Annotated in this window: 6 protein-coding genes and 2 pseudogenes; 5 read left to right on the top strand and 3 right to left on the bottom strand. The window is 61.1% G+C overall.

Translation table 11 applies throughout. The annotated features are described in order from the left end of the window. Positions 1–202: 202 nt before the first annotated feature. Positions 203–831: pseudogene (locus HZ994_06980) on the bottom strand (response regulator transcription factor). Between the two features lie 6 nt (positions 832–837). After that, positions 838–2,505, bottom strand: coding sequence for a hypothetical protein (locus HZ994_06975; GenBank protein ID QTN32082.1), 1,668 nt, complete (start codon positions 2,503–2,505; stop codon positions 838–840). 250 nt (positions 2,506–2,755) lie between these two features. Between HZ994_06975 and HZ994_06970 the strand changes: the two genes are divergently transcribed. From HZ994_06970 to HZ994_06955, 4 genes and pseudogenes are all read left to right on the top strand, one after another. Continuing rightward, positions 2,756–4,066, top strand: coding sequence for a xylosidase (locus tag HZ994_06970; protein ID QTN32081.1), 1,311 nt, complete (start codon positions 2,756–2,758; stop codon positions 4,064–4,066). 18 nt (positions 4,067–4,084) lie between these two features. Continuing rightward, a complete protein-coding gene (locus tag HZ994_06965; protein QTN32080.1) occupies positions 4,085–5,722 on the top strand; it encodes a sulfatase in 1,638 nt (545 codons plus the stop codon). Between the two features lie 85 nt (positions 5,723–5,807). Continuing rightward, positions 5,808–7,352 (top strand): sulfatase-like hydrolase/transferase, encoded by a 1,545-nt coding sequence (locus tag HZ994_06960; GenBank protein ID QTN32079.1) that lies wholly within the window; start codon positions 5,808–5,810, stop codon positions 7,350–7,352. An 83-nt stretch (positions 7,353–7,435) separates the two neighbouring features. Then, positions 7,436–8,206 (top strand): annotated as a pseudogene (locus HZ994_06955) (sulfatase-like hydrolase/transferase). Positions 8,207–8,830: 624 nt separating this feature from the next. On the opposite strand, the gene HZ994_06950 reads toward HZ994_06955, so the two are convergent. After that, positions 8,831–9,898, bottom strand: a complete 1,068-nt coding sequence (locus HZ994_06950) for a substrate-binding domain-containing protein (protein ID QTN32078.1) — start codon at positions 9,896–9,898, stop codon at positions 8,831–8,833. Positions 9,899–10,034: 136 nt separating this feature from the next. On the opposite strand from HZ994_06950, the gene HZ994_06945 reads away from it, so the two are divergent. Continuing rightward, complete coding sequence (locus HZ994_06945) at positions 10,035–14,063, top strand: hypothetical protein (protein QTN32077.1); 4,029 nt, start codon at positions 10,035–10,037, stop codon at positions 14,061–14,063. The last annotated feature ends 1 nt before the right edge of the window (position 14,064 follow it).

Raw genomic sequence — 14,064 nt, 5'->3', positions numbered from 1 at the left:
GTTATTTGCCTTGGTCTCAACTCCATCCCAAGACGTCGTGCATCAGTTCTTCGATGAGCCGCTTCTCCGGCAGGGAGATTTGCGAGGTTTTCAACCTCCTCAGGACAACAAACGCCATAAATACCCACAAGTCCCCAAAGCGGGGACATTGCGTCTCGGAAGACGGATTTTCCCGACCGCGCGTGAGGAGGGCCGCGGCCTGTCAGGCACGGTACTTGATGATCGCCTCGACCTTGCTCCGAACATGAAGTTTCTGGCAGATCCGCTTCACGTAGGTGCGGACCGTTTCGATCGTGATCTGCAGCTCATCCGCCACCTCCTTGTAAATGTAACCGGAGGCGAGAAGGCCGAGAACCTCGTGTTCGCGCGCTGAGAGTTTCTGGTTCTCATCCTCGATTTCGCGATCCTGTCGGAAATGCCGGGCGACTTTCCGGGCGATGTGGCTCGAGAAGGGCGCGCCGCCCGAGAATACGTCGCGGATGGCGTTGAAGATGTCGTCGGGGCTGCTGGTCTTAAGCAGATAGCCGCTCGCGCCCTCCTTCAGGGCTCTGAAGATGTTGTCCTCCTCGTCGTAGGCGGTGAGCATCACCACCTCCATTTCGGGTTTCGATTTTTTCAGTTCGCGGATGCAGTCGATACCCGACCGACCGGGAAGTTTGATGTCCATCAGGACCACGTCGGGCGGTTCGCAGGGAATGCGGGAAGAATTTCTGCGGACGAGAGCGCGTAGAGACATTCGATGTCATCCGGACGCTCGAGGATTTTCACCAGCTGTTCTTGCAGGCGGAGGTCGTCCTCCACGACGACTACGGTTTTTCGATGGAAAGCCATGCTGATCTACCCTTCTCGCATGAGGATGGGCGCTGTCAACAAGACTCGTAGGCCGCATGGATCGAGGTTCAAGATGTCGCACCGGCCCCCGATCGATTGCATGCGCTGGCGAACGCTCTCGAGCCCGCTTCCTCCCGTGTCTCCGGGCGCGCTGACCGCACCCTCCCGGATTCCCACGCCGTCGTCGCTGATTGATACGCTGAAGTTGCCTCGGTCGATCCGGATCCTGATGAGAATCTCGGACGCTTCCGCGTGCCTCAGCGCGTTGTTGACCGTTTCCTTGACCGCGAGCGAGAAGTTGTGGCGGAACTCGTGGCTGATCGGTTGGTTGTGCTCGAGGTCGGTGTCGTCGATCCGGCAGCGGATGCCCGCGAGCCGACAGAGTTCGCTGACAAGGCGGCACAGGAAGTTGATCAAAGACTCGAGGTCGCAATTTCTTGGGTTGAGCATCCATACCGATTCCGAAAGGGCGCTGACCAGTTCGCCGGTGAGTTCCCGGATTTGGCGGAAGGCCGCCTGTGATTCGGAATCGGCGGTTATGGCCTCCGCGTTGGCCCCGATCAGGGAAATGTGCGAAAGGCGGGTGCCGAGGTCGTCGTGCAGATCGCGGGCGATGCGGAGCCGCTCGTCGGAGAGCAGCCGGGCGTGCCGGAGCTGGCGCCTGATTCTTCGTCGCACGAGAGTCCGGATCCAGAGCCCGACGAGGCTGCCGGCCGCCGCGAGGCAACCCAGCCAGAACCACCATTTCTCCCAGAACACACCGGGAACATCCACTGCGAGCACCGAGGCCCGTCCGGTGGGGATGCCGTCGACCGTGAGTTCCTCGACAAGGAAACGGTAGGCGGCGGCGGGAAGCCGCTCGTAGTCGAGTTCGAAGGCCCCCCCGAGTCCGACCGAGTAGGCTTCCTGCCATTCGATCTCAAGTTGTTCGCCGGGTCGAAGCGCCGGGAGTTCGTAGTGCCCGCTCGCGATGTCGGCGTGGGCCTCGAGGTCGTCGTCCACGATGACGAGAGTCGGCGGTGAGTCGTCATTGTCGTCCGGATATGTGAGCGAACCCATGGTGGGCCGGCTTCCGGCTTTGTTCCAGCGGATCGGGCGGGAGTCCGGCCCGAGCGCGTCACGCATCAGCCATCGCTCCGGTCCGTCGGCGGTGGGGAGAGAGCGGATCGAGATTCCGCGGATCGCGATGACCCCGACCGCGCTCAACGGTCCGGAGGAGGAGACGGCCACCGAGAGATATTCGGCGTTGTCGGGCACCCGGATCGTTTCCTTCCGTGAAACAAAGGAAAACGGGGTGTCCGATCCACTCCACCCGGGAGTCGCGTGCTGGGCAGCGAAGTCATGGTGAAGAATCCGGTTCCCTTCTTTGTCGATGAACCGGACGACGAACATCATGGTTCCGCTTCGCTCCTGCCACGCTTTGTCCGCGCCCTCGAGGCGGTAGCGCACCCGCAGGCTGGCGGGGACGACCTGAAATTGGAGGGAGGATGCGTTCAGTGGAGCAAGCGCGATTCCGTTGTCATGCTCCAGCCGGGTCTCGTCGGCGAATACCTCGATGGCGGTTGATGCAGTTTCTCCCGTGGCCGCAACGGTGCACGCAGCGAACACCGCTGTGCGCAATAGTGCGGCGAACAATGGGAAACGAGGGGTGATCGTGGTTGTGGGTCGTGGCACGTGGAGGATCAAGGTCTGCGAACGGTAGGCGTCCTGCTGCGTGGGAGCGAAACAAGTTCAAGGCAACCGAATCTAGGGTGCCCCATCGTATTTTGCGAAGCGATTTCATCGAAGTCCCCGAAATGGGGACTAGAAGCCGAAACTCACGCGAGCTTTAATGCGTCTCTTGAGCAACTTTCAAAAATTTGGTTTCATACCGCACCCGCAGCAAAGGTGGGTGGACATCAACGGTTTTGCACGGCGGTGCCATATGACTGCAGTTGCCTTCCTTCTCGCGTCATTGGCGGGATCGGCGGGCACGAAGCACTCGCCCTCGTCGCGCTTCATGTCCTATGAGGGACGGGTCATGACCGGATACCAAGGCTGGTTCAGGACACCCGACGACGGCTCCGGGAGCCGCTGGACCCACTGGGGCAAGCGAGGACGTTTCGACCCCGACCATGTCAGCATCGACCTCTGGCCCGATGTGTCCGAATATCCGAAGACCTACAAAACGCCCTTCAAGCTCGCGGATGGAGGTCAGGCGCGGGTCTTCAGTTCCTGGGACGCAAGCACGGTCGATACCCACTTCCGCTGGATGAAGGAACATGGGATCGACGGGGCGTTCATGCAGCGATTTTTCCGAGTCACCACAACGGCGGAGCGGCGTCGCGAAGGCAGGGTGATCCTCGGGCATGCGCTGGATGCCGCCGCGAAGCACCAGCGAGCCGTGGCGGTGATGTACGATCTTTCCGGCATCGCCGCGAACGGTCAGGATTGCGCGTCCGTGATCGAGGACTGGAAGGAGATCGTCGATGAGCTGAAGGCGACTTCCCGGGGACGGGATCAAAGTTATCTCTACCATCGGGGAAAACCGCTGGTCGCGATCTGGGGCCTCGGCTTTGCCGGGCGCGACTACGACATCCGGCGCATCGGGGTCGACAAGCTGATCGATTTCCTCCGAAACGACCCTGAGTACGGTGGGTGTAGTATTTTGCTCGGGGTGCCCACCCATTTCCGGACCCTGCGGGCCGATGCCCGACCTGATCCCTACCTCCACGAGTTGATGGAAAAGGCAGACGTGATCCTGCCGTGGATGGTTGGGCGGTACAGGACGCTTGAGAGCAGGGAGCGTGAGAAATTCGGTTCGCAGGTCCGGGACGACCTGGCTTGGTGCAAGGAACGGGGCCTCGACTACGTGCCCTGCGTCTATCCGGGATTCAGCTGGTACAATCTGAAGGCTGGGGATGCCGAGCTGGATCAGATCCCGCGCCAGGGAGGGAGGTTTTTCTGGGAAATGATCCACGGCTCGGTGGAAGCCGGTGCGGAGATGCTCTACGTGGCGATGTTCGACGAGGTCGACGAGGCCACGGCGATTTTCAAGCTCTCCGCCGATCCGCCGCAGGGAAATCCGCCCGCGCGTTTCGTGGAACTCGGGGACGTTCCGGGCGATCACTACCTTTGGCTCGCCGGGCAAGGCGGACGCCTGTTGCGAGGCGACATTCCCGCCAACCCGGAACTCTACCGCCGGACGGATCCGAAGACGAGAAATCAGGAAAGTGCCCCGAACCCGGCCAACTGACCCATCACCCATCCCATCATGAACACCGAACAATCAAAGACTGAACGATTCTCCGCGAGGCAACGGAGCATCGGCTCGAGAGCCCTGCGGATTGGAAGCCTGCTGCTCGTTCTCGGCCATGGTTTCGCGGGCGCGGCAGAGTCGCGTCCGAACATCGTGATGATCGCGGTCGATGACATGAACGACTGGATCGGCTGCCATGGGACGACCCCATCGGCCATCACTCCGAACATCGACCGGCTGGCGGAAAGGGGGGTGAATTTCACCAACGCCCACACCGCCGGAGTCTTCTGCGCGCCGTCCCGGGCGGCCCTGTTTTCCGGGCAATTTGCGTCTTCCACCGGCTGCTATCAGACCGCCCACTATTTCGTGAATCGTCCCGAGCTGCGACCGCTCCAGGTCAGCCTGCAGGAAGGCGGCTATGCGACCTTCGGTGCCGGCAAGCTCTTCCATCATCCGGAGGGCCACATCGATGTCCGCGGCTGGACCGAGTTCTTCCTGCGAAAGCCCGACCAGTATCGCCGAGCGTGGAGCCTCGACAACTGGAGCGAGGAAGTGCCCTTTCCCGAGCCCTTCCCCGCGAGCATCTACAACCGGACCTACAACAAGGGGAAGGATCTTGGTGGAGGTCTGTTTCTCGAATGGGGATCGGTGCCGGACGAGCGGGAGGAGGAACTCGCCGACACAATTCGTGCGAATTGGGCGGTGTCCAAGCTCGGCGAGAAGCACGACCAGCCGTTCTTCCTGGCGGTTGGTTTCTACACGCCGCATTTCCCGAACTACTGCCCCGAGAAATACTTCAAGCTCTACGAAGGAAGGGAGGTCCCGCTGCCGCCGATCAAGGATGACGATCTCGACGACCTTCCCGAGACCATCCGGCGCCAGAAGACCAACCGCAAGAAAGCCCACCACGACCGGCTGGTGGCCATCGATGCGGTGGACGACGCCGTCCTCGGTTACCTCGCCTGCATGAGTTATGCCGACGCGTTGGTCGGTAGGATCCTCGATGCGTTGGAAAAAAGTCCGCACGCCGACAACACCGTGGTGGTCTTCTGGAGTGATCACGGATACCACCACGGCGAGAAGGGCGACTGGGGCAAGCACACCCTCTGGGAGCGGACCTCGAATGTGCCCTTCATCTGGGCGGGCCCGGGCGTGGCAAAAGGCGCTGTCAGTGACGTGACCGTGAGCCTGATCGATCTCTATCCCACGCTCGTTGATGTCTGCGGTCTGCCAACGCCTCCCCAGCGGCTGGAGGGGGAATCGCTGGCGGGTACGTTGAAGGATCCGGCCACTGCGGAAGATCGCGACGTGTTCCTGCCCTACATGGAGCCCGGTGGCTATGCCGTCATCAACCGCGACTGGCGATACATCCACTATCCCAACGAGCAAGAGGAACTCTACGATCTCCGGAAGGATCCCAACGAGTGGAACAACCTGTTGCACGGGAAGCCCGACGCGTATCGGGACCTGATCGGCAAGCTCAAGCGTGCCGCACCCGCAACTTTCGCGCCCCACGAGCGGCAGCTGAATCGCAAGCGGGAATTGATCATCGAAGGGAAGAACTTTCACTGGAAAACCGAACCCGGGACATCCAGCCCGACCGCTACCAAGCGTAAATCCGGTAAGAAATCCGGGAAACAGAGTGATAATTGAAATGAGAGCTTGTTTATCGAATCAGGGATCCGGCGACAATGCCGGGCAAGAAACCCGTATCAGATGGAATCGCACCGTGGGGTGGATGGTTGGCCTCGCCTTGTGTGCGGCCGGTGGGACGAACGCCCGATGCGAAGGCACTCCGCAGAAACCCAACATCGTCCTGCTCTACATCGATGACTGGGCGTGGAACGGCACGCCGGTTCAGATGGACGACGGCATGCCCAATTCGCGGATGCCGATCCTGCGGATGCCGAACGTGGAGAAGCTCGCGCGTGAAGGGATGAAATTCCGCAACGCCTACGGGTCGCCCCAGTGCTCGCCCGGACGGGTCTGCGTGCAAACCGGCCAGTCCTCGCCGCGCAGCGGCTACACGGTGTTCATGAACGATAAAGGCCAGGACTATTACGACGCGAAGTCGTTCAAGGGCTTCCCGGTGGTGCCCTGCGTGTCGGACATGACGATCGACCCCGGCACAGCGACCATCCCCGAGGTGCTCAAACCGCTCGGCTACGTCAGCGCGCATATCGGGAAGTGGCACATGCGCGGTGATCCGGGAGCCGAGGGTTATGCCCTTCACGACGGGGACACCAGCAACACTCCCGGGAACACCCTGGGCGCGGGCGCGGCGCGGCTGCCCGATGATCTGACCGATCCGAAGCTGATGTTCAGCGTCACGCGGAAGGCGATCGGATTCATCGAGGATCAGGTCAAGGCGGGCGTGCCATTTTATCTGCAGATCTCCCACTACGCGATGCACGAGGGGCGGGAATGCCTGCCCGCCACCCGTGAGAAGTACACCCGCCATCCCGCCGTGCAGGCCTACTACGAGGAGAAGGGCGTGACGGCCGACACGGTGAAGCGCAAGGACGACCCCGCCATCTGGCTCGGGATGGGTGAGGATCTCGACGGCCGCATAGGCGCGGTACTGAACCGGATTAAGGATCTCGGCATCGAGGACAACACCTACGTCGTCGTGGCAGCCGACAACGGATACCGCCATTCCTTCCTCCCGGGCCTCACCCAGCCGCTCCATGCGCACAAGTGGTGGGTCTGGGACGGTGGGATCCGGGTGCCAATGATCGCCCGCGGCCCGGGGATCAAGGCGGGTTCGGTGTTTCATGGCAACGTGGTCAACTACGATTTCCTCCCGACCTTCTGCGAATGGGCCGGAGGCGACCCCGGCAAGCTCAAGGACATCGACGGCTTGAGCCTCGCGCCCTACATGGCGGGCAGGGAGCCGGACGAAGGTTTCCTCAACCGCAACCTCTACTTCCACTACCCCCACTACCGCACGACGATGCCCCACTCGGCCATGATCTCCGGGACGAAAAAGGTGATGCATTTCTACGAGCGGCCGGAAACCGCCATGTTGTTCGACATCGGCGACGACCCGGGCGAGGTTCACAACCTCGCGGCGGACCAACGGGACGTTCACAGCAGGATGTTCTCCGAAATGATGGACTACTTCAAAAAGGTCGGAGCGCGGATCCCCAAGCCGAATCCCGACTACGACCCGAAGGTCTATCAGAAGGAAAAAGAGTACCGGAAACGGATGGAGTGGGGCCCGTTCGAGGGCCGGCGTCCCCTCGATGCCGACGAGAAGCCAGCGACCGCGACTGACGAATGACCCAAAGCAATCGACTACTTATGCCATATTCATATCACAAACTCCGGACCCTTGTCCCGCCTCCGGGCAGGCTCTTGTGCGCCATGTTCCTGTCGTTTCTCCCGATCCATGCGGAGCAAGCCGTGAAGCCCAACATTGTGCTGATCTTCGCCGATGACCTCGGCTAAGGCGACGTGGGTTGCTATGGGGCAAACAAGGTGAAGACTCCCCAAATCGACCGTCTGGTAAGCGAGGGCCGCAAGTTCACCGATGCCCATTCCGCGTCCGTGGTGTGCACGCCCTCTCGCTATGCCTTGCTGACTGGCGAGTATCCGGTTCGCAAGGATCATTACCCGCCGGATTTTCTCAAGACCGGCCTTGTCATCGACACTGAACAGCAGACCATCGGCAACGTCGACATGATCGCCACCTTCGCAGTGCTTATGGGAACCGAGCTGCGTGCCCGCCAGGGGCGGGACAGTGTGAACGTACTCAGCGCACTGACCGGTGATCCGACGAAATCGCTGCGCGACCACCTCCTGCTTGAGGCGCGACAACCGAGCCATCTGGGCATCCGCAATGGGAAATGGATGTATATCGATGCCCGGGGTGCTGGAGGTTTCGGTGATTCGAAGATAGGGTTCCACGGGCTTGGTGGACCCGCCGCCATTTAGTTCACCTAACGCAAGAACAGCGACATTCGGGACGGACGCATCAAGCGGGATGCTCCGCCCGGCCAACTCTTTGACCTTGCGGCAGATCCTTGCCAGGAGGCTAACGTCTATCGCGATCACCCCGAAGTTGTGAAAGAGCTGAAGGCTCTGTTGCGCTCCTACACCCCGCCGGTTCCTGCCGCAAAGCCGAAGAACAGGTGATGCGCTTTGCATTTACCGCCCGGCCCATCACGAACCGACGATGAGGCGCTCTCCTTTGGACCTCACGCCACTGCCGACCCGGTGCCAGTTGCCCGCTTGGACCGCGACCTATGAATCCGCCCCGTCTCTGCCGTTGCACCCGCTTGCCGCTTGCCCGTGGCAGAGTGTTTCGCGGTGACGTTCACAAGCCATCCCCGGTCGGTCTTGGTGTATCTGAATCTGGCGGGTCGAGGCACTCCTAACGTGTCACCGAATCAACCCTAAAAGTCAAGAATGGTCCGAACATGGTGTCCATGACGACGGATGGTCTAATCAGTGCCAGCAATCGTTGATAAACTGTCTCTTTTGGGAGCAGGATGTCGTCAGTTCGAATCTGGCCGTCCCGACCACCCTCCCCGCATGGGTTGATAACTGACTTGTCTCTCTATTTTCGCTAACAGTGTCATGGACTTGCTGCAAGGATTTTGTCATCGCACGCATTATCCCTGCCTATGGCATGGTGAATCCATGCGGGGGTGGATTTCCTTTTTCAGGTGACAACGAACATGAAGCGAGAAACCCGCTATCCTAAGGTCGTCCTCACGCTTGTAAACAGCGCGGGGATCGACGACACGTTCAGGTCATTCATTTCCCGCCGGGTGCCGGGCCAACCGAACCCCTCTCCACGAATTCCGCTTTTGTGTAAATCTGGCGCCGGTCATCCTTGCCGTTGGCGATTTTGTTGACCCAGCGGACGACGCGGGGCGCCCATAGCCGGTTTTGCCACCGGATGCAGCTGATGGACGGCTCGCACCATTCGAAGGCCGGATCGTCGTCGCAGACAAGGGAAACGTCCCGGGGTGCGAGGATGTTCCTGTGGGCAAGATAGATCTGGGCACCAATCAGCTCGTTGGGCCGGTCGAAGATGAGGGCAGTCGGGGCGGTCGTGGCGAAAAGGGAATCAAGGCACTTCCTCAGTCCGGCCGGGGTTTGTTCCCAGTCCGGAATGTTGTACGCGCCGGTTCTGATCCCGTGGAGTTCCATTTCCTCGAGAGCTTCTCGCAAAAGAAGCGCGGGAAACGGCTTCCTATTGCTCCTTGGCTGAAGGAGAACGATGCGCCGGTGCCCCAACTCCACCAGCCGACGGATTGTGGCACGGAAGGCCGGGATCTTGGAGAGACCGGTTCCCGCCAGCGGCAGCCTCCGGAAACGTCCGAAGAGGGCAAAGGTCGGCACCGATTCCGCCACGAACCATTCGAGCACTTCCTGTGGGGCCGAGAAGACCACCCATGCGTCGGTTCTGGTCTGTTTCACCAATCTTGCGATCCGGTTCGTCTTCATACCCAGCTCCATCAGACTGTGCTTCGCGATGGTCACTTCATAGCCCTCTTCCCTCAGGCGTCGCCGGATTTCCACCACATAGTCGAGCTGGATGTCGGCACGCTCGTATGGCAGGAGGGTGATCCGGAACCGGGGGGTGGGAGCCCCGTCAGGCAGGACGATCCGGGATCTCTTGCCGTGACCCTGGGGCAGGAGGAAGCCTTCGTGTTCCAACTGCTCGACGGCGGCGGTGACGGTGTTTGAACTCACTCCGAGACTGTCGGCCAGACTCCTGATCCCCGGCATATTGCCCGACAACTCGCCCTTCGATATGCTCGTGCGCAAATGCGCGGCAAGCTGCTCCGATGCGGTTAGCGCCTTGAAGGGTTCCATGCCGAAACTGATACTTTATCAGATACAGTTGTCAAGATGATTGTTGTTCGACAGGCGGACTGACTCGTTTACAGAGTAATGACAGCCTTCGCATACAGCCCTCTCATCATCCAAACCTGCAGCAATGCGCTGTCCCATGAACCCACCGATTCGCACCGCTCCCCAAGCCCGAGGGTTCGCCCTCGTGGTCACCCTAACCCTGCTCGTCTTGCTGACTGTGCTCGCACTCGGACTGCTGAGCCTATCGGCCGTCACGCTCCGCAGCAGCTCTCAGAACGTCGCCCTGATGGAAGCTCGCTCCAACGCGCGCCTCGCACTGATGGTCGCAATCGGCGAGCTACAGAAGGAACTCGGCCCCGATCAGCGCATCTCCGCCAGCGGAGCCATCTTGGCGGAAACTTCCGTCCCCCATCCCCACTGGACCGGTGTCTGGGATTCCTGGATCGCAGGCCCAACTTCCGCCGCACCTGTGAATCCCGGCTACCCCAGCGCCGAAAGCCATCACCAGACCCTCGGAAACCAGCCCGCCGAGTCCATGCACCCCGACTATGGGAACAAGGACAAGCACTTCCGCCGCTGGCTGCTCTCGCTGAATCCCGACGAAGCCATTGACCCCGCGACGCCTGCCTCACTTGCCCTCGCCGGACAACCCATGCCCGACCAAGATGAAACGGCGATCCGACTCGTCGGCAAGGGCTCCCTCGGGGAATCCGCACCTGCCACGGATTTTGTCAGCGCGCGCCTCATCGGTATCAAGCCGTCCGTTCCCCGAGGCCTGCGCCGCGGCCGCTACGCATGGTGGGTGGGCGACGAAAGCCAGAAGGCGCGCGTCATGAACGACTCCTATCAGGGCGAAACCCTTGCCTCCGCAGACAGGATCTTCCGCGCCCAAGCCCCCGCCTCCACCGGCACCAACAGCATACCCGGACTCACCAACCTCGACCCCACACAGCAGTCGAAGCTCAAGGGCTTACCTTCCCTCGACACGCTCGATCTCGTCCCTGGCGTCACGGAAATCAACGACGGCGGCACCTACCGCGCCTCCCAGAAAAACTTCCATTCCGTCACCCCCTTTTCCCGCGCCGTCCTGGCCGATGTCCGCGAGGGCGGGCTGAAACGCGACCTCAGCACCCTGCTCGAACGCGCCATCGATCCCGCCGAGCGCACGGATGACTTCATGCTCTACAGGTTCAACACCAAGGACGCATGGGCGAACGATCCTTCGAAATACCCCACCTTGCCGGACACCCCGCAGGAATGCGTGCCGATCCAGGATCTCGCCGCGTTCTATCAGCTCTACGATCAGAGCAAGAAGGCGGGCATCAAATACGACTCATCCCCGCTTTCCGATAGCATCCAGGTCAGCACGCCGGATCAGGGCACCTACACCACATACACCACGGGGTATCAGCGGGAATACACCACGCTCTACCGCAATCCGGTGCCCATCAAGATCCAGTTCGCGATCTCGGTCCAGGCCGTCCCGATCACGCAAGCGGATCGCGATGCGGTGCACGCTGGCGACCCTCAAAACATGCATATCCCTCCGACGGATACCCATAAGATGCGTTTCGCGGTGATTCCCGCCGTCACCCTTTGGAATCCTTTCAACGTGCCGATCGTCATGGAAGGAGGCCAAACGCTGGCTCAACAGATTGTCGTGAAGCCGCCGCCGCTCGCGATCGTCGTGCGCAAAAAACGCTCCGACGGCACGGTCTACCAGGCGAACACGGCCTTGACTTTTTCACGCATGGTGACCGGTTTGGGTGAGAGGCGCGCGGACATGTTGCGCCTGAATTTTGCCAGAAACGAACCCATCGTCCTCCAACCGGGCGAGGTGCAGGTCTTCTCCGCCCCCGTCACCGGAGACTACTTTCTCTTTCTCGGGAAAAGCGAATATCATGCTCCGCAAAACCTGAACTCGGAAAAAAATCTGGTGGATGCCAAACGGGGCTGGGATTCCACCAGTGTCCTGCCACTCCGGTTTTCCGCTCATGGCGGGTATCCCGGGTCTTGGCGATTGAAAAAAGATGCCTACAATACCAACGTCCTGGTGGAGCTTGCTCCTAACGGGAACCCCTACCTCAGGCGCCTGAACTACACGATGAATGGCTCGGATGAGTTCGAGTTCACCATCTACAGTGAATCAGCCCAAAACACAGACAATAAAGCGAGAGTGGCAAGCACAGGTACCTCACCGGTCGGATCCGCCTTCAGCTTTCATCTGTCCCAACGCCTTTTCTCTTCCGGGGGTGGCCAAGGCGGCCACGGCTTCCTCAACCTGCGGAACATGGGATTGAATTCACGCTACGGATCGCCCGAAAGGCCGATTGCCTTCAATGGCGAGATCTTCGAACAGGGAGCCGCCACCATCGAGTTGGGAACTGCCATGGAGCCGATCAGGGCCAGCGTGATCGCGGCCGCGACCGCTGCGGGGGAAAGCGTGCCGCTGATCCAATTCGGGCTCATGGCGGGCTGTGAAACCAGCGAACTTGCCAACGGGGGGATCTTCGCAGGCAGGAAATTCCCGAGCCGTCCTTTCCTCCACTCCAGTCCGCTGCAACTCGGTTTCATCGACCAGTCCGACCCGACCGCGCCCTACAATCACGGCTGGAACTGGTGGATCGACGAAATGAATTCGATCCTCGAAGCGATGGTTCAGGAGTCGCAGAGCGGCAATGGGTTTCACGGCGGCGGCTACACGGCGGAATCCGGAACGACTCACGTCGTACAACAGGAAATCCCGGTCACGCCACCCATCTCGATCGCCGCCCTCAGCCATGCCCGCATCGGCGGCTTCACCCTGGCCAATGAAGCTCCCGCCGGACATGGATTCACCGGAATGTCGGGTCAGCAGATGGAAAGTTCCGGTGGAACCTTGGGGCGTATTGATGATGCCAAAGCCACCCTCGGATTCCAGCGTGTCACCGCCACCGGCCAGGGCGGGCTTTACCCGCACGTTCTCCAGGCGATCGGCAACTCCTACGCGAATCCCAACCTCGCCGCCGGTGTGGCGTTCAATCCCGCGTGGAAACGTTTCTATAGCCAGGACGATGGGGAGCGCGAGGTGACCTTCGCCGATCATTCCTACCTCGCCAACAAGGCACTCTGGGATGAGTTCTTCTTCTCTTCCATCACCCCGCAACCCGACACGGTGGAAATTTTCGGTGGCTCAGGCCGCGATGCGAAACAGGTGGCCTCGGACTTTTTCTCCGGTGCCAGGCCTTTGCCCAACCGGCGCATCGTGCCTTATTCCAACGGGCCGGACGCCGCCGCCCTGAACTCGCTCTTTGCGGAAAAGGACGTCTTCACCGACGGCCTTGCCGACAAGATCGCCGCCCACCTCATGGTCGAGGGCGGATTCAACATCAACTCCACCTCGGTGGACGCATGGAAGGTTTTCTTCTCCAGCCTCAAGGGCAAACCCGTCGCCTACCTGGACGGCGGCAAGACCCCCATGGAAGCGGACACCGGCGAGAACGCGCCCGTCGGCATGGGCACGCTGCCCAACGGCGAAGTTGCCGTCACGGCGGATACCGAGGATCCGCGCGATCCCGCCCAGTGGAAAGGCCTGCGCGGCATCACCGATGCGGAAATCGACGCCCTCGCCCAGGCCATGGTGTGCGAGGTGAAAAAGCGTGGTCCGTTTCTATCGCTTTCGGAATTCGTCAACCGCAGGCTCGATGCCAACAACACCGACGGCACCGCCCTCAAGGGCGCGCTCCAAGCCGCCCTCGACTACGACGGCTCCGACAACGCCGGCCCCGAAGTCACGATCAACAGGAACTTCCGTGACGCCAGCCGCAAGCTCGACAGCGAGGTGGGCGGCATCGACTTCGCGTTCAAGGACGCGGCCAAAGGCCCGGCCGCCTACGGCAGCTCCGCCTATGTCGATCAGGCGGATGTCCTCCGCCAGTTCGCGGAGCAGCTGACCCCGCGCGGCGACACCTTCGTGATCCGCACCTACGGCGACTCCCTGGACGCCGCAGGCAACGTCATGGCCCGCGCCTGGTGCGAGGCCGTCGTCCAGCGCACCCCGGATTATGTGGACGAGGCCGACGGGAACCATGTCAAATCCTCCGACCTGAAATCCGCCGCCAACCTGCGCTTCGGGCGCTCCTTCCAGATCGTCTCCTTCCGCTGGCTCAACTCCTCGGAAATCTGAA

This window comes from Akkermansiaceae bacterium (assembly GCA_017798145.1).
In the GTDB taxonomy this organism is placed as follows: Bacteria; Verrucomicrobiota; Verrucomicrobiia; order Verrucomicrobiales; family Akkermansiaceae; genus Luteolibacter.
The sequence above is the reverse complement of the archived record's forward strand: the minus strand, read 5'-3'. Positions and strand labels throughout refer to the sequence as shown.